Origin of the sequence: Pseudomonas sp. NBRC 100443, assembly GCF_030268185.1 — a bacterium.
GTDB lineage: Bacteria > Pseudomonadota > Gammaproteobacteria > Pseudomonadales > Pseudomonadaceae > Pseudomonas > Pseudomonas citronellolis.
Genome location: NZ_BSQE01000008.1, coordinates 273,835 through 297,920, shown reverse-complemented (window position 1 = coordinate 297,920; position 24,086 = coordinate 273,835). Strand labels below are relative to the sequence as shown.

General features: G+C 67.0%; 25 protein-coding genes. 18 read left to right on the top strand and 7 right to left on the bottom strand.

Annotated elements, in window-relative coordinates; translation table 11 throughout:
- Positions 1 to 149 precede the first annotated feature (149 nt).
- The 10 genes from QSJ95_RS13360 (at position 150) to QSJ95_RS13315 (ending at position 9,744) form a co-directional block, all read left to right on the top strand.
- The gene (locus tag QSJ95_RS13360; RefSeq protein WP_009619334.1) at positions 150 to 938 is read left to right on the top strand and encodes a 2-keto-4-pentenoate hydratase; all 789 of its coding nucleotides are present in this window, start codon (positions 150 to 152) and stop codon (positions 936 to 938) included.
- On the top strand, positions 935 to 1,360 hold the full coding sequence (locus QSJ95_RS13355; protein WP_043266762.1) for a RidA family protein: 426 nt from the start codon (positions 935 to 937) through the stop codon (positions 1,358 to 1,360). The genes QSJ95_RS13360 and QSJ95_RS13355 overlap by 4 nt, the downstream gene beginning before the upstream one ends.
- 20 nt (positions 1,361 to 1,380) lie before the next feature.
- Positions 1,381 to 1,953 carry a 3-hydroxyanthranilate 3,4-dioxygenase gene (locus QSJ95_RS13350; RefSeq protein ID WP_009619338.1) on the top strand — a complete coding sequence of 191 codons (573 nt, stop codon included), beginning with the start codon at positions 1,381 to 1,383 and terminating at the stop codon, positions 1,951 to 1,953.
- A complete protein-coding gene (locus QSJ95_RS13345; protein ID WP_058072528.1) occupies positions 1,950 to 2,936 on the top strand; it encodes an amidohydrolase family protein in 987 nt (328 codons plus the stop codon). Before QSJ95_RS13350 ends, QSJ95_RS13345 begins: the two co-directional genes overlap by 4 nt.
- Before the next feature lie 190 nt (positions 2,937 to 3,126).
- The gene (locus QSJ95_RS13340) at positions 3,127 to 4,122 is read left to right on the top strand and encodes an MBL fold metallo-hydrolase (RefSeq protein ID WP_285642941.1); all 996 of its coding nucleotides are present in this window, start codon (positions 3,127 to 3,129) and stop codon (positions 4,120 to 4,122) included.
- Positions 4,123 to 4,209: 87 nt separating this feature from the next.
- Positions 4,210 to 5,472 (top strand): OprD family porin, encoded by a 1,263-nt coding sequence (locus tag QSJ95_RS13335; protein ID WP_285642939.1) that lies wholly within the window; start codon positions 4,210 to 4,212, stop codon positions 5,470 to 5,472.
- A 33-nt stretch (positions 5,473 to 5,505) separates the two neighbouring features.
- The gene (locus QSJ95_RS13330; protein ID WP_064583582.1) at positions 5,506 to 6,846 is read left to right on the top strand and encodes an MFS transporter; all 1,341 of its coding nucleotides are present in this window, start codon (positions 5,506 to 5,508) and stop codon (positions 6,844 to 6,846) included.
- A 47-nt stretch (positions 6,847 to 6,893) separates the two neighbouring features.
- Complete coding sequence (locus QSJ95_RS13325) at positions 6,894 to 8,573, top strand: arylsulfatase (RefSeq protein ID WP_285642937.1); 1,680 nt, start codon at positions 6,894 to 6,896, stop codon at positions 8,571 to 8,573.
- A 68-nt stretch (positions 8,574 to 8,641) separates the two neighbouring features.
- A complete protein-coding gene (locus QSJ95_RS13320) occupies positions 8,642 to 8,767 on the top strand; it encodes a hypothetical protein (RefSeq protein WP_009619351.1) in 126 nt (41 codons plus the stop codon).
- A gap of 20 nt (positions 8,768 to 8,787) precedes the next feature.
- On the top strand, positions 8,788 to 9,744 hold the full coding sequence (locus QSJ95_RS13315) for a LysR substrate-binding domain-containing protein (protein WP_043266750.1): 957 nt from the start codon (positions 8,788 to 8,790) through the stop codon (positions 9,742 to 9,744).
- A gap of 419 nt (positions 9,745 to 10,163) precedes the next feature.
- On the opposite strand, the gene antC is transcribed toward QSJ95_RS13315, so the two are convergent.
- Genes antC through antA form a run of 3 tightly spaced genes read right to left on the bottom strand, consistent with a single transcriptional unit; the run spans position 10,164 to position 13,073 of the window.
- Positions 10,164 to 11,180, bottom strand: coding sequence for an anthranilate 1,2-dioxygenase electron transfer component AntC (gene antC, locus QSJ95_RS13310; RefSeq protein ID WP_285642933.1), 1,017 nt, complete (start codon positions 11,178 to 11,180; stop codon positions 10,164 to 10,166).
- Between the two features lie 10 nt (positions 11,181 to 11,190).
- Positions 11,191 to 11,682, bottom strand: coding sequence for an anthranilate 1,2-dioxygenase small subunit (gene antB / locus QSJ95_RS13305; RefSeq protein WP_009619357.1), 492 nt, complete (start codon positions 11,680 to 11,682; stop codon positions 11,191 to 11,193).
- A complete protein-coding gene (gene antA, locus QSJ95_RS13300; protein ID WP_285642932.1) occupies positions 11,679 to 13,073 on the bottom strand; it encodes an anthranilate 1,2-dioxygenase large subunit in 1,395 nt (464 codons plus the stop codon). Before antA ends, antB begins: the two co-directional genes overlap by 4 nt.
- Positions 13,074 to 13,409: 336 nt before the next feature.
- Here antA and QSJ95_RS13295 point away from each other — a divergent pair, with 336 nt between their 5' ends.
- Positions 13,410 to 14,417 carry an AraC family transcriptional regulator gene (locus QSJ95_RS13295; RefSeq protein WP_285642930.1) on the top strand — a complete coding sequence of 336 codons (1,008 nt, stop codon included), beginning with the start codon at positions 13,410 to 13,412 and terminating at the stop codon, positions 14,415 to 14,417.
- 310 nt (positions 14,418 to 14,727) lie between these two features.
- Here the strand turns inward: QSJ95_RS13295 and ppnP are convergent, their stop codons facing one another.
- Both ppnP and QSJ95_RS13285 read right to left on the bottom strand, forming a co-directional pair.
- Positions 14,728 to 15,009 (bottom strand): pyrimidine/purine nucleoside phosphorylase, encoded by a 282-nt coding sequence (gene ppnP, locus QSJ95_RS13290; RefSeq protein ID WP_009619363.1) that lies wholly within the window; start codon positions 15,007 to 15,009, stop codon positions 14,728 to 14,730.
- Positions 15,010 to 15,096: 87 nt separating this feature from the next.
- Positions 15,097 to 15,636: a 3'-5' exonuclease gene (locus tag QSJ95_RS13285; RefSeq protein WP_064583576.1), complete on the bottom strand. Its 540-nt coding sequence runs from the start codon at positions 15,634 to 15,636 to the stop codon at positions 15,097 to 15,099.
- A 133-nt stretch (positions 15,637 to 15,769) separates the two neighbouring features.
- On the opposite strand from QSJ95_RS13285, the gene QSJ95_RS13280 reads away from it, so the two are divergent.
- Complete coding sequence (locus tag QSJ95_RS13280) at positions 15,770 to 16,642, top strand: NAD(P)-dependent oxidoreductase (RefSeq protein ID WP_285642929.1); 873 nt, start codon at positions 15,770 to 15,772, stop codon at positions 16,640 to 16,642.
- Between the two features lies 1 nt (position 16,643).
- Here the strand turns inward: QSJ95_RS13280 and QSJ95_RS13275 are convergent, their stop codons facing one another.
- Complete coding sequence (locus QSJ95_RS13275) at positions 16,644 to 16,985, bottom strand: DMT family protein (RefSeq protein ID WP_009619370.1); 342 nt, start codon at positions 16,983 to 16,985, stop codon at positions 16,644 to 16,646.
- A 173-nt stretch (positions 16,986 to 17,158) separates the two neighbouring features.
- Between QSJ95_RS13275 and QSJ95_RS13270 the strand changes: the two genes are divergently transcribed.
- Positions 17,159 to 17,413, top strand: a complete 255-nt coding sequence (locus QSJ95_RS13270) for a YkgJ family cysteine cluster protein (protein WP_009619371.1) — start codon at positions 17,159 to 17,161, stop codon at positions 17,411 to 17,413.
- Positions 17,414 to 17,549: 136 nt separating this feature from the next.
- A complete protein-coding gene (locus QSJ95_RS13265) occupies positions 17,550 to 18,158 on the top strand; it encodes an START domain-containing protein (RefSeq protein ID WP_009619372.1) in 609 nt (202 codons plus the stop codon).
- Between the two features lie 804 nt (positions 18,159 to 18,962).
- On the opposite strand, the gene gltA is transcribed toward QSJ95_RS13265, so the two are convergent.
- Positions 18,963 to 20,249 (bottom strand): citrate synthase, encoded by a 1,287-nt coding sequence (gltA, locus tag QSJ95_RS13260; protein WP_009619373.1) that lies wholly within the window; start codon positions 20,247 to 20,249, stop codon positions 18,963 to 18,965.
- Positions 20,250 to 20,605: 356 nt separating this feature from the next.
- On the opposite strand from gltA, the gene sdhC reads away from it, so the two are divergent.
- Genes sdhC through QSJ95_RS13240 form a run of 4 tightly spaced genes read left to right on the top strand, consistent with a single transcriptional unit; the run spans position 20,606 to position 23,849 of the window.
- Entirely contained in the window at positions 20,606 to 20,992 is a 387-nt protein-coding gene (sdhC, locus tag QSJ95_RS13255) for a succinate dehydrogenase, cytochrome b556 subunit (RefSeq protein ID WP_009619374.1), read from the top strand.
- Positions 20,986 to 21,354, top strand: a complete 369-nt coding sequence (gene sdhD / locus QSJ95_RS13250; RefSeq protein ID WP_009619375.1) for a succinate dehydrogenase, hydrophobic membrane anchor protein — start codon at positions 20,986 to 20,988, stop codon at positions 21,352 to 21,354. Before sdhC ends, sdhD begins: the two co-directional genes overlap by 7 nt.
- 3 nt (positions 21,355 to 21,357) lie before the next feature.
- Complete coding sequence (gene sdhA / locus QSJ95_RS13245) at positions 21,358 to 23,130, top strand: succinate dehydrogenase flavoprotein subunit (protein WP_043266732.1); 1,773 nt, start codon at positions 21,358 to 21,360, stop codon at positions 23,128 to 23,130.
- Between the two features lie 11 nt (positions 23,131 to 23,141).
- Positions 23,142 to 23,849 (top strand): succinate dehydrogenase iron-sulfur subunit, encoded by a 708-nt coding sequence (locus tag QSJ95_RS13240; protein ID WP_009619377.1) that lies wholly within the window; start codon positions 23,142 to 23,144, stop codon positions 23,847 to 23,849.
- Positions 23,850 to 24,086 lie beyond the last annotated feature (237 nt).

The following is a 24,086-nucleotide window of genomic DNA, read 5'->3' as shown; positions in this document are numbered from 1 at the left end:
CGCGCTCCTACAGGGGAACGACGTGGCGGAGGCGCAGGAGAAACACCTCCGTAGGATGGGTTGAGCGAAGCGATACCCATCGCCATGCCCGATGGGTTTCGCAGGCTCAACCCATCCTACGAAAAGCCTAAATCGCAGGAGTAGTGCACATGAGCACCGACATCCCCCGCATCGCCCAGGCCCTCGACCAGGCCGCGCGGCATGCCGAACCGCTGGCGCAGTTCAGCGCCAGCACGCCCTTCAGCCTGGATGACGCCTACCGCATCCAGCGCGCTTCCATGCAGCGCCGCTACGACGACGGCGAACGCAGCATCGGCGTCAAGCTGGGCTTCACCAGCCGCGCCAAGATGGTCCAGATGGGCGTCGACAGCCTGATCTGGGGCTGGCTCACCGACGCCATGCTGGAAGAGGATGGCGGCCTGGTCGACCTGGCCCGCTACATCCACCCGCGCGTCGAGCCGGAAGTCTGCTTCCTCACCCGCCGCGCCATCGACCGCCCGCTGACGCTGCTGGAAGCCGCCGACTACATCGAGGCCGTGGCCCCGGCGCTGGAGATCATCGACTCGCGCTACCAGGCCTTCAAGTTCAGCCTCGAGGACGTGGTGGCGGACAACTGCTCCTCCGCCGGCCTCACCGTCGGCCCCTGGTCGCGGGACTTCGGCGCCCTGGCCAATGCCGGCGTGGTGCTGCGCCTGGACGGCCGCGTGGTCCAGGCCGGCTCCACCGCGGCCATTCTCGGCAACCCGCTGCGCAGCCTGGTGCAGGCCTCGCGCCTGCTGCACCAGGCGCAGATCGAACTGCCCGCCGGCAGCCTGGTGATGGCCGGCGCCGCCACCGCCGCCGAGGCGCTGCGCCCCGGCATGCACGTCAGCGTCGAAGTCCAGGGCCTGGGGCAGAGCAGTTTCAGCGTCCGCAACCCTCAAGGAGCAGCAGCATGAGCGAAACCAAATCCACCGTGGTCGCCGGCAAGGCCACCCCGCGCGGGCGCTTCCCGCACATCAAGCGCGCCGGCGACTTCCTTTTCGTCTCCGGCACCAGCTCGCGGCGCCCGGACAACAGCTTCGTCGGCGTCGAGGTGGATGCCATGGGCACCACCAACCTCGACATCCGCGCCCAGACCCGCGCGGTGATCGAGAACATCCGCGACATCCTCGCCAGCGAGGGCGCCAGCCTGGCGGACGTCGTGGAGATCAGCAGCTTCCTCGTCGATATGAACGACTTCGGCGGCTACAACCAGGTCTACGCCGAGTTCTTCGACGAGAACGGCCCGACCCGCACCACCGTGGCCGTGCACCAACTGCCGCACCCGCACCTGCGCATCGAGATCAAGGCGGTGGCCTACGCCCCCCGCACCCGTTGAACCGCTGGGAGACAACAACAATGGACAAGCACCACTTCAGCGCACCCTTCAATTTCAACCGCTGGCTCGACGAGCACGCCCACCTGCTCAAGCCGCCGGTGAACAACCAGCAGATCTGGCAGGACAGCGACTACATGGTCACCGTGGTCGGCGGCCCCAACCAGCGCACCGACTTCCACGACGACCCGGTGGAAGAGTTCTTCTACCAGTTCAAGGGCAACGCCTACCTGAACATCTGGGACCGCGGCCGCTACGAGCGGGTGGACCTCAAGGAAGGCGACATCTACCTGATGGCCCCGCACGTCATCCATTCGCCGCAGCGCCCCGAGCCCGGCAGCCTGTGCCTGGTCATCGAGCACCGCCGCCCGGCGGGTCAGCACGATGCCCTGCAGTGGTCCTGCGCGCGCTGCGGCTGCCTGATCAAGCGCTACGAAATGCAGCTGCAAAGCATCGTCGCCGACCTGCCGCCGGTGTACGAGCAGTTCTACGCCACCTCCGACGAGGAACGCCGCTGCCACGAATGCGGCGAGATCCACCCCGGCCGCGACTGGCAGGCCTGGCACCAGACACTCAACGAGTTCCATCGCCCATGAAGATCGACATCCACTCGCACTTCTTCCCGCGCATCACCCAGGCCGAGGCCGCGCGCCTGCACCCGCAGCGCGCGCCCTGGCTGCACACCGAGGGCCGCCACGGGCAGATCATGCTCGGCGACAAGCCGTTCCGCCCGGTGCACGACGTGCTCTGGGACGCCCAGCGGCGCATCGAGCACCTGGACGAGCAGGGCCTGGACGCCCAGGTGATGTGCGCCACCCCGGTGATGTTCGGCTACGACCAGCCCATCGAGCGCGCCTTGCCCTGGGCGCAGCTGATGAACGACCGCGCCCTGGAGATGACCGCCATCGCCCCGCAGCGCCTCAAGGTGCTGGCCCAGGTGCCGCTGCAGGACATCGACGCCGCCTGCCGCGAAGCCAGCCGGGCCATGGCCTGCGGCCACGTCGGCGTGCAGATCGGCAACCACGTCGGCGAGCGCGACCTGGACGACTCCGGCCTGGAGATCTTCCTGCGCCACTGCGCCAACGAAGGCATCCCGCTGCTGGTGCACCCCTGGGACATGATGGGCCGCGAGCGCATGAAGAAGTGGATGCTGCCCTGGCTGGTGGCCATGCCGGCGGAAACCCAGCTGGGCATCCTCTCGCTGATCCTCTCCGGCGCCTTCGAGCGCCTGCCCGAGTCGCTGCGCATCTGCTTCGCCCACGGCGGCGGCGGCTTCGCCTTCCTGCTCGGCCGCGTGGACAACGCCTGGCGCCACCGCGACATCGTCCGCGAGGACTGCCCGCAGCTGCCGTCCAGCTACGTCAAGCGCTTCTTCGTCGACTCGGCGGTATTCGACCCCGGCGCGCTGCGCCTGCTGGTGGACGTGATGGGCGCCGACCGCGTGATGCTCGGCTCCGACTCGCCCTTCCCGCTGGGCGAACAGAGCATCGGCGCCGGCGTGCTGGAGCACCCGCAGCTCAGCGAGCAGGACAAGGCGCGCATCTGCGCCGGCAACGCCCAGGCTTTCTTCGGTCTTTGAAAGGGGATACGGCGGCGGCTTCCGACCCGGCGGCCGCGAGCCGGGCGGCGCGGCGAGCGCAGCGGCACTCAGCGGATCGAAGCCGCCGACTATGCGGATAGACCGGCAGGGCGCGGCGGCCGGTAATGGCTGGGCGTGCCGGGCCGGTACCGGCCAAGTGACCCATAACAACAATAGAAGGTAGAACACGATGAAAGCTCTGCGCATCCTGGGCGCCGTCGGCGCCGCCTTGCTGGCGCTGCATGGCGCCCCCGCCTCCGCGGCGGCGGAAGACAGCATCAAGGTGACCCTGCTGGGCACCGGGACCCCCATCCTCAACGTCAACCGCTTCGGCATGAGCACCCTGGTCGAGGCCGGCCCGCACAAACTGCTGTTCGACGCCGGGCGCGGCGCGGCCATCCGCCTGCACCAGTTGCAGGTGCCGCTGCGCGATATCGAGGCGGTGTTCATCACCCACCTGCACTCCGATCACCTCACCGGCCTGCCGGACCTGTACGCCACCGCGCCGCTGCCCACCGACGACGGCCGGCGCACCCTGGCCCTGCCGGTCTATGGGCCCAAGGGCATCGACAGCGTGGCGCGGGGCATCGAGCAGATGTTCAGCGAGAACAACCGCATCCGCGGCAAGGAGACCAACGCGCAGGCCGCGCGCATCGCCGACCAGGCCATAGCGGCGGACGGCGGCGTGGTCTTCGACAAAGAGGGGGTGAAGGTCACCGCGTTCCTGGTGGACCACGGCTACGTGAAGCCGGCCTACGGTTATCGCATCGACTATGCGGGGCGGTCGGTGGTGCTCTCCGGCGACACCACCTATGCCCCCAACCTGGTCCGCCAGGCCAAGGGCGTGGACCTGCTGGTGCACTCCCTGTCGATCGCCAGCCATCAGCTGGAAAAGGCCTACCCCGACTACGTGAAGCACTTCTACGACTACCTGGCCAACCCGGAGACGGTGGCGAAGGTGCTCAGCGAAACGCGCCCGCGCGATGCGGTGTTCTCGCACATCTCGCTGTACAGCCGCGGCGACATCGGCCGCGCTTCCGAAGAGGACATCCGTTCGCGCGTGGCCCAGGGCTACGACGGTTCCTTCGTCATCGGCCAGGACCTGATGGCCTTCGAGCTGACGCCCAAGGGCGTAGTGCGCGAGCCCTACGACGCCGCGTTGCGCCAGCGCGAACCGGTGAACTGACGACTCCGCTACCGACTCATTCCCTGCCGCCGGGCTGCCGGTGGCAGGGGACGCTTTGCCTACAACAACGAGAAGAGTGCAAGCAGCATGAGCAATCACCCCAAACTATCCCTGGCGGTGCTCGCCTCCGGCACCCTGGCGGCGCTGCCCCAGGTCGAGGCCGGCGAGGGCCTGGTCGAGGGCGCCAGCGCCACCCTGCAGGCGCGCAACTACTACTTCAGCCGCGACTATTCGGACATCGTCGGCGCCAGCCGGCAATCGAAGGTGGAGGAGTGGGCCCAGGGCTTCATCCTCGACTTCCGTTCCGGCTACACGCCGGGGCCCGTGGGCTTCGGCGTGGACGCCATCGGCCTGCTCGGCCTGAAGCTGGACAGCAGCCCCGACCGCGCCAACACCGGCCTGCTGCCGGTGGACGGCGACGGCCGCGCGCCGGACGACTACAGCCGGCTGGGCGTGGCGCTGAAGGCGAAGGTCTCGCACAGCGAACTCAAGCTCGGCGAACTGCAGCCCAACCTGCCGGTGCTGCCGGCCAGCGACAACCGCCTGCTGCCGCCGACCTACCAGGGCGCCATGCTGGCCTCCAGCGAGATTCCCGGCCTGGCCCTGCAGGCGGGCCGGCTGGAGTCCTACAGCATGCGCAACGAGGCCGGCACCAGCGACCTGCAGGCGATGGTCGGCGCGACGCCCTACCGCCAGGTGGAAAGCGACGCCTTCAACTTCGCCGGCGGCGACTACGACTTCAACGCCAAGCGCACCCGCGCCAGCCTGTGGTACGGCCAACTGGAAGACATCTACCGCCAGGGCTTTGTCGGCCTCAAGCACAGCCAGAGCGTCGGCGACTGGGTGCTGGGCGGCAACCTCGGCTACTACGACGCCAACGAGGACGGCAAGCGCCTGCTCGGCAAGCTGGACAACCGCGCCTTCTACGCGCTGCTCTCGGCCAGGCGCGGCGGGCACAGCTTCTACGTCGGCTACCAGGGCATGTTCGGCGACGACGGCTTCCCGCGGGTGTTCCCCAACGTCGCGCCGCTGGGCAACGAGGTGCCCACTTTCATGTTCGCCTCGGCCGACGAGCGTTCCTGGCAGGTGCGCCACGACTACGACTTCGCCGCCCTCGGCATCCCCGGCCTGAGCACCACGCTGCGCTACCTGCGCGGCAGCAACGTCGACACCGGCAGGGGCTTCGAGGGCCGCGACCGCGAGCGCGACCTGGAGCTGGCCTACACGCTGCAGGGCGGCCCGCTGGCCGGGCTGAACGTCCGCCTGCGCAACGCCGTGGCCCGCTCCAACTACCTCACCGACGTCGACGAGAACCGCCTGATCCTCAGTTACACCTGGAAGCTCTTCTGAGCCGGCCCACCCCCTAGCAACGAGAAGAACGCCATGAACAGACAAACCCTGCGCGTCAGCGACCTGATCGACAACAGTCCGCTGTCCGCGCTGCAGATCCGCGTGTTGCTGCTGTGCTTCCTGGTGGTGGTGCTCGACGGCTTCGACACCGCCGCCATCGGCTATATCGCCCCCGAGCTGATCCGCGACTGGGGCATCACCCGCGGCCAGCTGGCCCCGGCCTTCGCCGCCGGGTTGTTCGGCATGCTGGTGGGCAGCGTCGGCTTCGGCCCGGTGGCCGACCGCAAGGGGCGCAAGTTCGTCCTGCTGCTCAGCCTGGGCATAGTCGCCCTGGGCACCCTGGCCTGCGCCCTGGCGCCGAACATCGAGGTGCTCACCGCGCTGCGCTTCTTCACCGGCCTGGGCCTGGGCGGGGTGCTGCCCAACGCCATCACCCTCAGCTCGGAATACTCGCCGGCGCGGCGGCGCATGCTGCTGGTGACCCTGAGCTATTCCGGCTTCACCCTGGGCCTGGCCCTGGGCGGCTGGGTGGCCGGCCTGCTGCTGCCGCTGGTGGGCTGGAAGGGCCTGCTGCTGTGCGGCGGCCTGACGCCGCTGGTACTGTTGCCGGCGCTGGTCCTGGCGCTGCCGGAGTCCACCTGCTTCATGGCCGGCAGCCCGGCCCACGCCCAGCGGCTGCGGGCGATCCTCGGGCGCATCAGCGCTCGCCAGGACCTGGACGAAGTGACCCTGGTCGGCGACGTCGCCGCCGCGCAACAGCGCTCGCCGGCCTCGACGCTGTTCGCCGAGGGCCGGGCGCTGCGCACCCTGATGCTGTGGCTGACCTTCTTCTGCTGCCTGTTCGTCTTCTACCTGCTGACCAGCTGGCTGCCGACCATCCTGCGCGGCAGCGGCTACGGCACCCAGGAGACCTCGCACATCGCCGCGATGATCCCCTTCGGCGGGGTGATCGGCGGCATCGTCATGGCCCTGCTGATGGACCGTTTCGGCGCCCAGCGCCTGCTGCCGCCGCTGTGCCTGTGCGCCGCCGTGGCCCTGGCGCTGACCGGCACCCAGCTGGGCAACGGCCTGGCGCTGCTGCTGATGGTCTTCGCCGTGGGCTTCACCCTCACCGGCGCGCTGAACAACCTGAGCATCCTCGCCGCCACCCTGTACCCGACCCACGCCCGCGCCACCGGCGTGAGCTGGGCGCTGAGCGCCGGGCGCGCCGGCTCGATCATCGGCTCGCTGCTCGGCGCCTGGCTGTTCGAGGCCGCCGGCGGCCTGCAGGTGTTCTTCGTCTGGCTCGCCGCGCCGGCGCTGCTGGCCAGCCTGGCGCTGTTCGTCATGGCCCTGCGCCGCGCACCGGGCGCCGCGCGGGGTGAACTCGCCTGAGGCGCCCGCGGCTGGCCGACAACGACAGGAAGGAGGGTTCCATCCCCATGCATACCTTGCTCAAGTGGCTGGCCGCTGCGCTGCTGGCCAGCGCATTACCCTTCGCCCAGGCCGCCGACGGTGGCCAGCGGCCCAACGTGCTGCTGATCGTCGCCGACGACCTGGGCTTCTCCGACATAGGCGCATTGGGTGGCGAAATCGCCACCCCCAACCTCGACCGCCTGGCCCGCCAGGGTATGACCTTCCTCGACTTCCACGCCACGCCCAGTTGCTCCACCACGCGCTCGGCGCTGCTCTCGGGCAACGACCCGCACCTGGTCGGCGTCGGCATGATAGCCGAATGGCGCGGCCGCCTGCCACCTGCGCAGCGCGAACGCCTGCGCCCCGGCTACGAGGGCGTGCTGGCGGCCAGGGTGCCGACCCTCGCTGAGCTGCTAAGCGATGCCGGCTACCACACCTACATCGCCGGCAAGTGGCACCTGGGCAAGCAGCCGGAGCTGCAGCCACAGAAGCGTGGCTTCGAGGAATCCTACGTGCTGCTCGAAGGCGGCGCGGCCAACTTCAAGCAGGCCAACATGGCGCTGCTGCCCAACTACAGCACCACCTACCTGTACGACGGCCAGGGCATCGAACTGCCGGACGACTTCTACTCCAGCACCTGGTACACCGACCGCCTGATCGAGATGATCGAGCGCCGCGCCGGCGACGGCCGGCCGTTCTTCGCCTTCGCCGCCTACACCGCGCCGCACTGGCCGTTGCAGGCGCCGGATGCCTACCTGGCGAAGTACCGCGGGCGCTACGACGCCGGCTACCAGGCCATCGCCGACCAGCGCCTGGCGCGAGAGCGCGAACTGGGGCTGATCCCCGAGGGCTATCCCTCGCAGGCGCAACTGGAGGGCGTGCCGGCCTGGTCCACGCTGAGCGAAGAGCAGCGGCGCCAGTCGGCGCGCACCATGGAGGTCTACGCGGCCATGGTCGAGGCCTTCGACGCCGAGGTCGGCCGCCTGCTCGACCACCTGCGCCGCAGCGGGCAACTGGACAACACCCTGGTGCTGTTCATGTCCGACAACGGCCCGGAAGGGCGCGACAGCATGGACGCCAGGTGGGTGGCGGAGCACTTCGACAACCGCCTGGAAAACTATGGCCGGCGCGACTCCTTCCTGTTGCAGGGCAGCGCCTGGGCGCAGGTCAGCGCGTTGCCCGGGCGGCGCTACAAGATGACCACCTACCAGGGCGGCTACCGGGTGCCGCTGTTCGCCTACATGCCCCAGCGCATCGCCGCCGGGCGCAACACGCAGCTGGCGCGGGTGCACGACCTGCTGCCGACCCTGCTGGAGCTGGCCGGCGCCGAGCAGCCCGGGCCGCGCTACCGGGGCCGCGAGGTCATCCCGCCGCAGGGCCTGTCGATGCTGCCGCTGCTGTTCGGCCGCGACGCGCGCGTGCATGCCGCCGACGAGCCGCTGGGCTGGGAGCTCAATGGCAATGCCGCCCTGCGCAAGGGCTCGCTGAAGCTGCTCTACGACGTCAAGGACGCCCAGGCGCGCTGGCGCCTCTACGACCTCGCCAGCGACCCGGGCGAGCGCCACGACCTGGCCGCGCAGCGGCCCCAGGCACTGGCCGAACTGCTGCGCGACTGGCGCGCCTATGCCCAGCGCAACAACCTGCGCCTGGACGCGCAGGGCAGGCCGCTGGTGCCGCAGCTGCTGGAAGCCGCCAGCAGCCGATGAATCCCTTTGCAGGCCCGGCCATTACGGCCGGGCCACCTCCGTTGCCATTTACGACATGAGGACCGCCCATGCCGATGCTCGCCCGCATCCCGAAGAAAACCACTCCGTTCACTCCCTGGCCGGGCCTGCCGGCGCTCACCCGGGCTGGCGACGGCACGGCCTGCCTGTCGATGCGTGGTACTTTCCGTTTCTGAGTTGGATGTCGGGGTAGTCGATGAAGTCGAGTGTGGTATCGGTCGCGCGCAAGCTGAAGTTCTACCAGTTGGTGGTGCTCGACCAGGTGGTGCAGAGCGGTTCGCTGCTGCGCGCGGCGCAGGTGCTGAACCTGACCCAGCCGGCGGTGACCAAGGTCATCCACGAGTTGGAGTCGTACTTCGATGCGCCGCTGCTCGAACGCAGCAACCGCGGGGTGAAGGTCACCGAACTGGGCGAGCTGGTGCTGCGCCGGGCGCGCTCGATGCTCGCCGAGCTGCGGGCCCTGAGCGACGAGGTGGAGGCCTTCCGCGACGGCACTTCCGGGCACGTGGTGGTGGGTACCCTGATCTCCGCCTCCACCTCGCTGTTGCCGCGCGCCCTGCGCCTGCTCAAGAGCCGCGCGCCGCGGGTGCTGGTATCGGTGCGCATCGGCCAGTTCGACCAGCTGTTCCCGGCCCTTATCGGCGGCGAGGTGGACCTGGTGGTGGGTCGCGTGCCGGACGACTGGCAGGCCCGCGGCGAGGCGCGGGCGCTGGGCGTGGACGTGCTCTACGACGAGCGCCTGTGCATCGTCGGCGGCCATGGCCACCCGCTGCATGCCGGTGGCGCGGTGAGCCTGGCCGAGCTGCACGCCTACCCCTGGGTGCTGCCGCCGCCCGGCTCGCTGCTGCGGCAGACGGTGGACCACCTGTTCGCCCAGGCCGGTCTGGCACTGCCGGGCAACGTCATCGAGTCGCTGTCGGTGCTCACCAACGTCGCCCTGATGCAGGACCAGCAGACCGTCGGCCTTCTGCCCCTGGAAACCGCCCGGCAACTGGCCGATGGCGGCGGCGTCCGCGCCTTCGAGCTGGATATCGCGCTGCGCTTCGGCGACATCGGCTGCTTCCACCCCAGCGGCCGCGAACTGGGCCCGGCGGCGCGGCTGTTCCGCGAATGCCTGCGCGCCGCCAGCGAGGAGCTGGGCGAGGAAGGCTGAGGCCGCCGCTTCGTAGGATGGGTTGAGCTTGCGAAACCCATGGGGCCGTGGTGATGGGTATCGCTTCGCTCAACGCCATCCTACGATGGCGTTTTTCCTGCACCTTCTATTGGGTTCCCGCGAACGCGGGACGCGGCTCCATCGCGAACAGCGCTTGCGCTGGCCCGCAGGGGGATAACCCAGAAAACAATGTAGGACCTTGTCCGCGATAGCCGGAACCCCCGGCGCGATTCGCGGATAAGATCCGCTCCTACGCCGCCCCACCCGCACCATTCCATGTAGGAGCGCGCCCTGCGCGCGAATCGCGGGCAGGGCCCGCTCCTACCAAGCGATACAGAGCCGCGGTGTTTCGGGCCAACGGCGGATAACCGCGAACGGTTATTCGCCCTACGCCCAGCCCACCTGTAGCGTCTACGGGATCAATTGTTGCTCTGGGTGAATTTCTCCAGGTACAGCCGGCCGTTCTCCAGGCCCTGCGCCTGCAACCATTCCTTCACCGACTCGACCATCGGCGGCGGGCCGCACAGGTACATGTCGAAGGGCGCATCGCGCAGGGCCGCGGCGTCGAAGTGCTCGGTGACGTAGCCGCGCTTTCCATCCCAGCCGGCGTCATCGCTGATCACCGGGGTGAAGGCGAAGCCCGGGATGCGCTCGGCGTAGCCGGCGATGCGCTCCAGTTCGCAGAGGTCCGCCGCCTGGCGCACGCCGTAGTACAGGTGCACCGGCTGGCCGCAGCCGCCGGCCTCGGCCAGCTCGTCGAGCATGCCGAGGAAGGCCGACAGCCCGGTGCCGCCGGCCACCAGCAGCAGCGGGCGTTCGACGTGGCGCAGGTAGAAGGCGCCCAGCGGCGCCTCGAAGCGGATTTCGTCGCCCGGCTGGCAGCGCTCGCGGATGTAGTCGCTCATGGCGCCGTCGGGCAGCAGGCGGATGAGGAACTGCAGCTGGTTCTGCGCGTTGGGCCGGTTGGCGAAGGAGTAGGAGCGCACCGCGTCCGTGCCCGGCACGTGCAGGCGCGCGTACTGGCCGGGCAGGTAGTCCAGCGCCGGGCCTTCGACCTGCAGGCACAGGATGGCGGTGCTCGCCGAGACCTGCTCGACGCCGCTGACCACGCCGCGGTGGCTGGCCGGGCCGGCGGCGCTGCACAGGCTGGAGTCGAAGTCGAAGTAGAACGCGGCGTCGGACTGCACGCGGGTCTGGCAGCTGAGAATCTTGCGCTGGGCCAGGTCCTCGGCGGAGAGGGTTTCCTCGTCGGCGTAGTCCATCGCGTAGCTGCCGGATTCGCAGCGGCCCATGCAGGTGCCGCAGACGCCCTCGCGACAGTCCAGGGGGATCTTGATGCCGTTGCGCAGCGCCGCGTCGAGCAGGATTTCGTTGCCCTGCACGGGGAAGAACAGTGTCTTGCCGTCGGCGAAGCTGAAGGCGACCTTGTGGTTCATCGGGCCATCCTCACAGGTGGTAGAAGTCGAGCACCGAATCGATGCGGTCGTTGAGCAGCAGCACGTGCTTGCGGGCGATCAGCCAGCTCTCGCCATGGGGGCGCAGGCGGTAGGTGGCGTGGCCGAAGAACTGCCCGGGCGTCTCCAGGCGGTAGAACAGCGTGTGCCAGTTGGCCCGCACTTCCAGCTCGCCGCCGTCCAGCTCGCGGATGCGCACGTTGTCGATGCCATGCAGGGTGCGCGGCATGGGGATGGTCGAGGCGGCCTTGCCGGTGCGGATGCGGAACACCCGGTCCTCCAGGCCGGCGCGGCTGGGGTAGTAGATCAGCGACATGCCGCGCTTGGGGTCGGTGGTGTAGACGTGCTCGGAATCCCACTGCGGGACGTGGAACTCGCTGTCCTCGCTGAACATGTCGAGGTAGGCGTCCCAGTCCTGGGCGTCGCAGGCCTCGGCGTTGCGGTAGAGGAACTGTTCCACCCGGTATTGCAGTTGCGCGTTCATGCCTGCACCTCCTTGAGCGCCAGGGCCTTGCGTTGCAGGCCGTCGAGGAGGAAGCGCTGCCAGTGCTGGTGCTGGTTGACGTAGAGGCCTTCGTGGGTGATCTCGGTGCCGGTGAGCACGGGGGCGATGCCCAGCGTCCGGCTGTTCGGCGTCGGGCCCTCGACCCATTTGCCGTGGCCGCGGGAGATGTCGCTCCAGCGCTCCAGGCGGCCCTGGAAGCCGCGCTGCTGCTCGCGGAATTCCACCAGGTCGTCCGGCGTGCCCATGCCGGAGACGTTGAAGAAGTCCTCGAACTGGCGGATGCGGTTCTCGCGGTCCTGGTCGGACTCGCCCTTCACGCCGATGCACTGGCTGATGACTTCGGTCCGGTTCCAGGCGATGGGGCGGACGATGCGCAGCTGCGAGCTGATCTGGTCCATGAAGAACAGGCTGGGGTAGATGTTCAGGTTGCGCAGGCGGTGCATCATCCACTCGGCCCTGGCCTGGCCGTGTTCCTCGACCAGACGCGGCATCACGCTGGCGTAGCCGGGGCGCACGGCGGGGTTGGGCATGTCGCTGAACAGCACGCTGTGGCCGTTGCGGAAGCTGAACCAGCCGTCGTCGGTCTGCGCGTCGCCGGCGCCGAGCTTGCTGTAGTCCAGGGTGCTGCTGGCCGTGCCGTTCTCCACGTTGACCTGCTGGCGGTGCTGCACGGTGGCCACGTAGTTGTAGTGCACGGTGCTGACGTGATAGCCGTCCAGGCCGTTCTCGTTCTGCAGCTTCCAGTTGCCCTCGAAGGTGTAGGCGGAGCGGCCCGGCAGCACTTCCAGCTCGCCGGTGGGGGACTGCGCCACCATCATGTCGAAGAACACTTTCGCATCGCCGAGGAAGTCTTCCAGGCTGTCCGTGGCGGTCGCGTCCAGGCTGATGAAGACGAAGCCCCTGTAGCTGTCGATGCGCGCCTTCTTCAGGCCGCGGCTGGCCTTGTCGAAGTCCGCCGGGTATTCGCCGGGCGCCTTGACCTTCACCAGGCGCCCGTCGCTCTTGTAGCACCAGGCGTGGAAGGGGCAGGTGAAGGTGGACTGGTTGCCCTTGCACACCCGGGTGAGGGTGGCGCCGCGGTGCTGGCAGGCGTTGACCAGGGCGTTCAGCTGGCCGCCGGCGTCGCGGGTGACGATCATCGGCTGACGCCCGGCGCGCAGGGTGATGAAGTCGTTGGGGTTGGGGATTTCGCTTTCGTGGCAGGCGTAGATCCACTGCTTCTCGAAGATCAGCTCCATCTCTAGGTCGAACAGTTCCGGCTCGGTGAACATGTCCCGGGCGATGCGGTACACCCCTTCGGCGGGGCGGAAATCCAGGCAGCCACGGATGTAGTCCTGCCACTGCGCAAGGCTCTTGCTTGGTGCGTTCATTGTTGTTGTCCCATCGGGCGGATCGGTGGCGCCATTTCACGGCCGGCGCGCCATGGCGGTCTATCCGCCCAGTGGGGGAAGGCGATCCGCAAAATTGGCGGCGGGGTAACACCGCGGTGCGGGGGCTGGGTAGAAGCTGCCCAGCCGCGCTGCGCCGGGCGGCGGCGGAGGGGGCGGGTGGGGCGCCGGCGGGGTGCGAATGGTCCGGAAAATGGTCGAACACTATCCGCATACTGAGGCTTTGCCGACGATCCGTGGCCCGCGGGTACGCGTCTTGCTGCACACTGGGCGCAAGCGCCGCCAGAGCCGCCCCGAACAAGCCGTGAGTGCCCAGCGATGAATCCGAAGAACCCCGGTCACTTCCGTGACATCCACGCCGATCGCCTCGACCTTGCCGCCGCCCGCAACTGGATGTCGGCCATCTGCGGGCCCCACCGCCTGCACGCCGGCCACCCCGAGGCGGTGCGCTTCCAGCACAGCGGCAGCGTGCTCAAGGGCATGTCCACCACTCTGGGCTGCATCGAATACGGCACCGAGGTGACCATCGGCATCGTCGAGACCGAGCGCTTCAACAGCTACAGCCTGAGCCTGCCGCTGGTGGGCGAGCAGGAGCTGAGCGTGGCCGGGCGCTACCTGCAGTCGAACCCGCAGCGCGGGGTGATCGTCTCGCCCAACCAGAGCCAGGAGCTGAACATCACCGGCGACTGCCGCAAGCTGCAGGTGGTGATCCCGCTGCTGGCCATGCGCCGGACCCTGGAGGAAATGCTCCAGCGCCCGGCCGAGCAGCCCCTGGTGTTCGAGCCGGAGATGGACGCCCATGACGGCGCGGCGGCCGCCTGGTGGCGCATGGTCCGCCACCTGAACGAGGAGATGGCGCTGAGCGAGCTGTTCGGCCAGGCCTTCTTCAGCCGCGACCTGGAGCGCGCGCTGCTCAAGGGGCTGATCCTCGCCCAGCCGAACAACTACAGCGAGGCGCTGCGCCGGTGTTTGGCCGAGAAGGTGCCGCACTATCTGCTGCGCGCCCGCGAACACATCCATGCCCATGCGCGCGAGGCCCTGTGCCTGTATGACCTGGAAGCGGCGGCCGGGGTATCGCGGTTCAAGCTGTTCGAGGGGTTTCGCAAGTACTTTGGCAGTGCGCCCATGACCTATCTGAAGCATTACCGGCTGCATGGGGTGCGCGAGGACATTCTTGCGGGCGGGGCGCGCAGCATTTCCGAGATCGCGATGGGGTGGGGTTTTGCTCACCTGGGGCGTTTTGCGGGGGACTATCGCAAGCTGTTCGGGGAGACGCCCAGTGCAACGCAGCAGCGGTTGCAGAGGCTTGGTGGGAGAGGCGTGTAGGAGGGGGCTTGCTCGCGAATGGTGCTTACCGGTTACTCCGGCGCCTGGGGTAACTCCGCTCTCTCTCCCCAGCCCTCGGCTGCGCGCCCCGCCCTGAAGGGAGAGGGGCCGTTCGGTGTGCTCTGGTAGCCAGGCTCAAGCCGGAAACTGCAGGAGTGCGCTGATGCTTCGATTGGCAGAGGACAGTCCCCTCTCCCTTCAGGGAGAGGGTTAGGGAGAGGGCGCTCTTCGGCATTACGCCACTGCTTTCGCAAGCCGCCCAATAAAAAACCGGCCCCAAAGGCCGGTTTCTTCACCACACCACCCGACCTCAGCGATATTCGCAGAGGTAAGCAGTATCCACCGCAACCTTCAGCTGGAACTTGCTGTTCCCCGGCACGGTGAACTGGCTGCCGGCGGCGAAAGTTTCCCACTCGTCGCTGCCCGGCAGCTTGACGGTCAGGGCGCCGGCGACCACGTGCATGATCTCCAGCTGGGCGGTGCCGAATTCGTACTCGCCGGGGGCCATCACGCCGATGGTCGCCGGGCCCTCGGTCATGCCGAAGGCGATGGATTTGACGGTGCCGTCGAAGTACTCGTTGACCTTGAACATGGGGCTGCTCCTGCAACAGGGGGTAGGGAGGGCGAAAAAAGGAGCGCCAGTATGCCCAAGGCGATGGGCAGCGTCACTACGCGGCCGTCACAGCGCCAGCGGCAGCAGCCGGGCGGTGTTGCGCGCGTCTTCCAGGGCGCGGTGCTGCTGGCCCTGGAAGTGCAGCCCGGCCAGTTGCAGCGCGGTGTTCAGGCCCACCGGGCGCTTGAGCTGGCGGGCCTGGGCGAAGCGCTGCTTGAGGTTCAGGTGCGGCACCTGGCTGAGGTGGCTGTCGATGTGCTGCTGGCGCCATTCCAGTTCCAGCTGGCGGCGGTCGTAGTCGCCCCAGCTGGCCCAGCCGGCCAGGCGCGGGCTGTGCTGCGCGAGCCAGCGCTCGAACTGCGGCCAGACCTCGGCGAGGGGCGCGGCGCCGTCGACGTCGGCCTGGCTGATGTGGGTGAGTTCGCGGCAGAAGCTGGTCAGCAGCGGGCGGCGCTGCGGCCGCACGAAGCGTTGGAAGTGGTCCAGCTCGCGGCCGTCGGCGGCGGCCACGAGGCTCGCGCCGATCTCGATGATCTCCATTTCCTCGACCGGCCAGCCGCCTTCCTCGGTGGTGGCTTCCAGGTCGATCACCAGCCAATGGGGCATAGGGCCTGCTCGTGCGCTGAAGTGGGACGGTCCGGACCGCGTGCGCGGCGCCTGGCATGCAGTATGGAAGGCCTTTCGGGGCTCGGCAAACCGCTGCTAGGCTAGCCCGATCGACAACAGGGGGAACCGAGCCATGGCGAAAGTCGCGTTCATCGGCCTGGGCGTCATGGGCTATCCCATGGCCGGGCATCTGCAGGCCAAGGGGCATGAGGTCTGCGTCTACAACCGTACCCCGGCGCGCGCCGCGCAGTGGGTCGCCGAGCACGGCGGCAGCAGTGCGCCCACGCCGCGCGAGGCCGTGGCGCAGGCGGAATTCGTGATGTGCTGCGTGGGCAACGACGACGACCTGCGCAGCGTGGTGCTGGGGCCGGACGGCGCCCTCGCCGGGATGCAGCCGGGCAGCGTCTTCGTCGACCACACCACGGCTTCGGCGGCGGTGGCCCGGGAGTTGGCGGTGCAGGCCGCCGAGCGCGAGCTGGGCTTCCTCGACGCGCCGGTGTCCGGCGGCCAGGCCGGCGCCGAGAATGGCGTGCTGACGGTGATGGTGGGCGGCGAGGAGGTCTTCTACCGGCGCGCCGAGCCGCTGATCGCCGCCTATGCGCGGATGGTCCGGCTGATGGGCCACAGCGGCGCCGGACAACTGACCAAGATGGTCAACCAGATCTGCATCGGCGGCCTGCTCCAGGGCTTGTCCGAGGCCCTGCATTTCGCCCAGTGCGCGGGGCTGGACGGCGAGGCCGCCATCGAGGTCATCAGCAAGGGCGCGGCGCAGTCCTGGCAGATGGAGAACCGCCACAAGAGCATGCTGGAAGGGCGCTTCGACTTCGGCTTCGCCGTGGACTGGATGCGCAAGGACTTCGGCATCGTGCTCGACGAGGCGCGGCACAACGGCGCGCAATTGCCGGTGACGGCGCTGGTCGACCAGTTCTATGCCGAGGTGCAGGCCGCCGGCGGCGGGCGCTGGGACACTTCCAGCCTGATCACCCGGCTGAAGCCGCGCGGGTGAATCAGCTGCGGAAGATGAAGTAGACCGCGCCCAGCAGGCACAGGCCCGCCCACAGGTAGTCCAGCTTCAGCGGCTGCTGCATGAAGAACACGCTGAAGGGCACGAACACCGCCAGGGTGATGACCTCCTGCATGATCTTCAGCTGGCCCACCGACAGCGCGGTATAGCCGATGCGGTTGGCCGGCACCTGCAGCAGGTACTCGAACAGCGCGATGCCCCAACTGACCAGGGCGGCGATGATCCAGGGCTTGGTGTTCAGCGTCTTCAGGTGGCCGTACCAGGCGAAGGTCATGAACAGGTTGGAGAACGCCAGGAGGGTGGCGGTTTGGGCCCAGACCGGCATGGGGAGCTCTCGGAGGTGAGGAGGGCGCCAGCCTAAATCGCCGCGCTCGTGCCGCCAAGGGGGAGGGCGATGCAAGGCCCTTGGCGGCGGGCGTCGCTGGGCTTATCCTTCGCGCGCGCACCGGCCCTGCGGTACGCGATCTTCCTCCGTGCCTTTTTATGAGCCCAGCAACGATGCAATGCCGTGCCGGCTGTGGCGCCTGCTGCGTGGCGCCGTCGATTTCCTCGCCTATCCCCGGCATGCCCGGCGGCAAGCCCGCGGGCGTGCGCTGCGTGCAACTGGACGAGCGCAACCTCTGCCGCTTGTTCGGCCGGCCCGAGCGCCCGGCGGTGTGCGCGGCTTTCGACGCCGACGCCGAGGCTTGCGGCAGCAGCAACGAGGAGGCGCTGCGCATCCTCGCCGAATGGGAACGGATCACCGCCGCCTGAGTGACTTGGAAGTCACGTTTCCAGGGGCCATACTGGCGCCCATCCTGACTGCCGAACCGCTCAGGATCGCGGATTTGCAACGGGTACGGCCCTTCGCCGGCCCGGCCAGACCAACAATAACCAGAGGAAGATGACGATGCGTGGCATCCTGCGTATGACCCTGTTGAGCGCCGCCCTGCTGGGCGCCTCCGGCGCCGCCATGGCCGAGGACTGGCAATTGGCCAAGGACGAGGACGGCGTCAAGGTCTACCTGAGCAGCGTCCCGGGCTCCAAGTACAAGGCCTACCGCGGCGTGGTCGACATCAAGGCCGACGTGGCCAGCATCAACGCCCTGCAGGAAGACGTGAAGGGCTCCTGCAAGTGGATCCATGCCTGCGCCGAGATGCGCCTGCTCAAGAGCGAGGGCGACAATTCCTGGACCTACTCGAAGATCGACATGCCCTGGCCTGTGACCGGCCGCGACGTGGTGATCCACGTGACCACCGAGAAGACCGCCGACGGCGGCCTCATCCGCCACCTGCAGGCCGAGCCGACCTACATCCCGGAAGAGAAGGGCGAGATCCGCGTGCCCAAGCTGGTCGGCGAGTGGAAACTGGTGCCCAAGGGCGCGGGCGTCACCGAAGTGACCTACCAGGTACAGACCGAGCCGGGCGGCAGCATTCCGTCCTGGCTGGCCAACAGCTTCGTGGTGGATGCGCCGATGAATACCCTGAAGGGACTGCGTGCGGCGGCGGAGAAGCGCTGAGGCTTGGCGTTATGGAAAAGGCCGCCTGGGCGGCCTTTTTTTGTGTTTGGGGGGAGGGGAGAGGGCTCGCTCGTGAATGGGGTTTGCCGGTGGCTGCGGAGTTGGGGTTAAGAGCGCCCTCTCCCCAACCCTCTCCCTGAAGGGAGAGGGGGCTGTCCTGAACTGCCGGGAAGCCCAGAGTCATCCTGATACTCCTCACTCCCCCTCGCCATTCCCGCGAACGCGGGACGCGGCTCCATCGCGAACAGCGCTTGCGCTGGCCCGAAGGGGAATAACCCAGTGACGGGCGGTTCGCGAGCAAGCTCGCTCCTACGAAAAGCAAAAGCGCGTTTGCTCTTGGACTTCCAGAGAAATAGCCGAGCGCACCGGAGTGCCCCTTCAGAAGGCCGAGCGAAACCGGCGCTCAGGAGGTCATGCGACATGGATGTCGCGAGAGCCCCGATGGGCTACAGGGACGTACCCTCGGGGCGGGCCTCCGTGGCGGGGGAATTCGTGAGGGTAGCCCGACTCTGTCGGGCCCGTATGGCGGGGCAAGCCTTCTTGGTTACTTCTTTGGCGTTTGAAAGAAGTGACTCGCCCGAGGGGGCGAAACAAGACGGTCGGGCAAACTCGGAGCGGCGCAGAAACACCCAAGCCGAGGCAGCTAGGTTATCTCCTTCGGGTCAGCGCAAGCGCTGTTCGCGATGGAGCCGCGTCCCGCGTTCGTGGGAATGGCGGGTTTGAGTTGCGGAGTCAGAAAGGAAGGCAGGAGAGCAGACAACAAAAAAGGCTGCCGAAGCAGCCTTTTCCGTATCCCGGCGAAACTTACTTGCGAGCGCCGAGCTCGACGAAATCGCGCTGGGTGTGGCCGGTGTACAGCTGGCGCGGGCGGCCGATCTTGTACGGGCCGGAGAGCATTTCCTGCCAGTGCGAGATCCAGCCCACGGTACGCGCCAGGGCGAAGATCACGGTGAACATGCTGGTCGGGATGCCGATGGCCTTGAGGATGATGCCCGAGTAGAAGTCCACGTTCGGGTAGAGGTTGCGCTCCACGAAGTAGGGGTCGTGGCGGGCGATCTCTTCCAGCTTCATGGCCAGTTCCAGCTGCGGATCGTTGATGCCCAGCTCGCTGAGCACCTCGTCGCAGGTCTGCTTCATGACCTTGGCGCGCGGGTCGAAGTTCTTGTACACGCGGTGGCCGAAGCCCATCAGCTTGAACGGATCGTTCTTGTCCTTGGCCTTGGCCACGAACTTCTCGATGTTCGAAACGTCACCGATCTCGTCCAGCATGCGCAGTACCGCTTCGTTCGCACCGCCGTGGGCCGGGCCCCAGAGGGCGGCGATGCCGGAGGCGATGCAGGCGAACGGGTTGGCGCCGGAGGAGCCGGCCAGGCGCACGGTCGAGGTCGAGGCGTTCTGCTCGTGGTCGGCGTGCAGGATGAAGATGCGGTCCATGGCCTTGGCCAGCACAGGGCTGATCGGCTTGGTCTCGCAGGGGGTGTTGAACATCATGTGCAGGAAGTTTTCTGCGTAGCTCAGGTCGTTGCGCGGATACATCATCGGCTGACCCATGGAATACTTGTACACCATGGCGGCGATGGTCGGCATCTTGGCGACCAGGCGATGCGCGGAAATCTCGCGATGCTTGGGATTATTGATGTCCAGGGAGTCGTGGTAGAAGGCGGAGAGGGCGCCGATCACGCCGCACATGATGGCCATCGGGTGGGCATCGCGGCGGAAGCCGTTGAAGAAGGTCTTCAGCTGCTCGTGAACCATGGTGTGGTTCTTGATGGTGCCGACGAACTGTTCCTTCTGCTCGGCGGTGGGCAGTTCGCCCTTGAGCAGCAGGTAGCAGGTTTCCAGGTAGTCGGATTTCTCGGCCAGTTGCTCGATCGGATAGCCGCGGTGCAGCAGCACGCCCTTGTCGCCGTCGATATAAGTGATCTTCGACTCGCAGGAGGCGGTGGACATGAAGCCAGGATCGAACGTGAAGTGGCCCGTGGAGGTCAGACCCCGCACATCCACTACATCGGGGCCCAGCGTGCCGGAGAGGACGGGCAGTTCGACGGGGGCTGCGCCCTCGATGATCAACTGCGCTTTCTTGTCAGCCATGATTAGGCCTCCTATTAATGCTTGAAATCATCTGTACGACCCCCCACGCAGGGCCCGCACCACTATAGAGAGATAAATCCGATTGTCAATTTGCAAGAATCGGTAGCGGACAGCCCCTCCAACTGCCTGTTTTGGCGAAAAAAATCGCCTATTTACGCCTTTTATGGGGGTGCGGCAATAAGTCCTTAGGCGAAGGCGATTCCGTTGTCATTAGGAGCCTAACTGTCTATACTCGGCGACCAGCCGCCGGGGCCCTCCAGGCCTCGCTCCACAGGCGGTTGTCACTCCCGAAGGTGATGGGTACCTGACAAGTGCACCTCCCGACAACTAGCCCTGCAGTTCGAAGGGCTCTCAGTGTGAAAAAAGCCGTGAATAGCAAACGACCTGTAAACCTAGACCTAAGGACCATCAAACTCCCTGTCACTGCTTACACGTCCATTCTCCACCGCATCTCTGGCGTCATCCTGTTCCTGGGCATTGCCGTGCTGCTGTTCGCGCTCGACAAGTCCCTCGCATCGGAAGACAGCTTCGAGCAGGTGAAGGCGTGTCTGGCCCATCCGTTGGCCAAGCTTGTGATCTGGGGCCTGCTCTCCGCGCTGCTGTACCACCTGGTAGCCGGCATTCGTCACCTCGTCATGGACGCAGGTATCGGCGAGACGCTGGAAGGTGGCAAGCGTGGTTCGAAAATCGTCATCGCCATTGCCGTGGTGCTGATCGTTCTGGCGGGGGTCTGGGTATGGTAACTAACGTCACAAACTTCTCGCGTTCCGGCCTCTACGACTGGATGGCCCAACGCGTTTCTGCGGTCGTTCTCGCGGCTTATGTGCTTTTCCTGCTGGGTTACCTGATCGCACACCCGAACATCTCCTACGAGGAGTGGCATGGTCTGTTCTCCCACGGCCTGATGAAGATCTTCAGTCTTCTCACGCTGGTTGCCCTGAGCGTGCACGCCTGGGTCGGCATGTGGACCATCACCACCGACTACCTGACTCAGATGGCGCTGGGCAAGCCCGCGACCATCGTGCGTTTCCTCGTCCAGGCGGTATGCGGCATGGCCATGTTCGCATTCTTCGTCTGGGGTGTGCAGATTCTCTGGGGTAACTGATCCATGGCAAGCATTCGCACTCTCTCCTTCGACGCCATCATCGTGGGTGGCGGCGGCGCCGGCATGCGTGCCGCGCTGCAACTGGCCCAGGGTGGTCACAAGACCGCCGTGGTGACCAAGGTCTTCCCGACCCGTTCGCACACCGTTTCCGCCCAGGGCGGCATCACCTGCGCCATCGCCTCGGCCGACCCGAACGACGACTGGCGCTGGCACATGTACGACACCGTCAAGGGCTCCGACTACATCGGTGACCAGGACGCCATCGAATACATGTGCTCCGTCGGCCCGGAAGCCGTGTTCGAGCTGGAACACATGGGCCTGCCGTTCTCCCGTACCGAGCAGGGCCGCATCTACCAGCGTCCGTTCGGTGGCCAGTCCAAGGACTTCGGCAAGGGTGGCCAGGCCGCCCGTACCTGCGCCGCGGCCGACCGTACCGGTCACGCCCTGCTGCACACCCTGTACCAGGCCAACCTGAAGAACGGCACCTCCTTCCTTAATGAGTGGTACGCCGTCGACCTGGTGAAGAACCAGGACGGCCACGTGGTCGGCATCATCGCCATCGACATCGAGACCGGCGACACCATCTATATCCGCTCCAAGGCCGTGGTCCTGGCCACCGGCGGTGCAGGCCGCATCTACGCCTCCACCACCAACGCCCTGATCAACACCGGCGACGGCGTGGGCATGGCCCTGCGCGCCGGCGTACCGGTGCAGGATATCGAGATGTGGCAGTTCCACCCGACCGGCATCGCCGGCGCCGGTGTACTGGTCACCGAAGGCTGCCGCGGTGAAGGCGGCTACCTGATCAACGCCCATGGCGAGCGCTTCATGGAGCGTTACGCGCCGAACGCCAAGGACCTGGCCGGCCGCGACGTGGTCGCCCGTTCGATGGTCAAGGAAGTGATCGCCGGCAACGGCGTGGGCCCGAACAAGGACCACGTGCTGCTGAAGCTCGACCACCTGGGCGAGGAAGTCCTGCACAGCCGCCTGCCCGGCATCTGCGAACTGTCCAAGACCTTCGCCCACGTCGACCCGGTGGTCGCGCCCATCCCGGTCATCCCGACCTGCCACTACATGATGGGCGGCGTCGCCACCAACATCCATGGCCAGGCCCTGACCATGGACGCCAACGGCAACGACACCATCGTCGAAGGCCTGTTCGCGGTCGGCGAAGTCGCCTGCGTATCGGTGCACGGCGCCAACCGCCTGGGCGGCAACTCGCTGCTCGACCTGGTGGTCTTCGGCCGCGCTACCGGCCTGCACCTGGAAAAGGCCCTGAAAGAGGGCATCGAGCACCGCGGCGCCTCCGAGTCCGACCTGGAAGCCTCCTTCAAGCGCCTGAACGGCGTGAACGAGCGCACCAGCGGCGAAGAAGTCGCCCCGCTCAAGCGCGAACTGCAGCAGTGCATGCAGAACTACTTCGGTGTATTCCGTACCGGCGAATACATGCAGAAGGGTATCGCTCAACTGGCTGACCTGCGCGAGCGTATCGCCACCGTCAAGATCAACGACAAGAGCCAGGCTTTCAACACGGCGCGCATCGAAGCGCTGGAACTGCAGAACCTCCTCGAGGTGGCCGAAGCCACCGCCATTGCGGCCGAAAACCGCAAGGAGTCCCGCGGCGCCCATGCCCGCGAAGACTTCGAGGAGCGCGATGACGAGAACTGGCTGTGCCACACCCTGTACTTCCCGGGTGAGAAGCGCGTTGCCAAGCGTGCCGTCAACTTCGCGCCGAAGACCGTTCCGGCATTCGAACCCAAGGTTCGTACTTACTAAGGGTGCCCGTCATGTTGAAAGTAAGTGTTTACCGCTACAACCCGGAGAAGGACTCTGCACCCTACATGCAGGACTTCGACGTCGATACCCAGGGCAAGGACGTGATGGTCCTGGACGTGCTGGCGCTGATCAAGGAACAGGACGAGGGCTTCTCCTACCGTCGTTCCTGCCGTGAAGGCGTTTGCGGCTCCGACGGCATGAACATCAACGGCAAGAACGGCCTGGCCTGCATCACTCCGCTGTCGGCCGCCGGCCTGAAGGGCGGCAAGCTGGTGCTGCGCCCGCTGCCGGGCCTGCCGGTGATCCGTGACCTGGTCGTCGATATGCGCATCTTCTACAAGCAGTACGAGAGCGTTAAGCCGTATCTGCAGAACAAGTATGCCGCGCCGGCGATCGAACGCCTGCAAACCCCCGAAGAGCGCGAAAAGCTGGACGGTCTGTACGAGTGCATCCTGTGCGCCTGCTGCTCGACCTCCTGCCCGTCGTTCTGGTGGAACCCGGACAAGTTCCTCGGCCCCGCTGCGCTGCTGCAGGCCTATCGCTTCCTGGCCGACAGCCGCGACACGGAAACCCAGGCGCGCCTGGCCAGCCTGGACGATCCGTTCAGCGTGTTCCGTTGCCGTGGAATCATGAACTGCGTGAATGTCTGCCCGAAAGGCCTGAACCCGACCAAGGCCATCGGTCACATTCGCAACATGCTGCTGCAGAGCGGGACCTGATCCCACTTCGCCGTCGCGTGCGACAAGAGCAATACCCGTGCCGCCGGAACATTGTCCGGCGGTGCGGTTGCAACGGGCCCCAGCCCACAAAGCCGGGGTCTGACTCGAAAACGTATATATGACCAGCAGGGGCATCCGGGCTGGTACCCGGACTATCTGCGGGAACCTTTGTGGCTACCAGTCGCTGCACAGGGCTGGGTCCCCCGAGAGTTCCATCAGGTGGAGTCCCCTTACCGA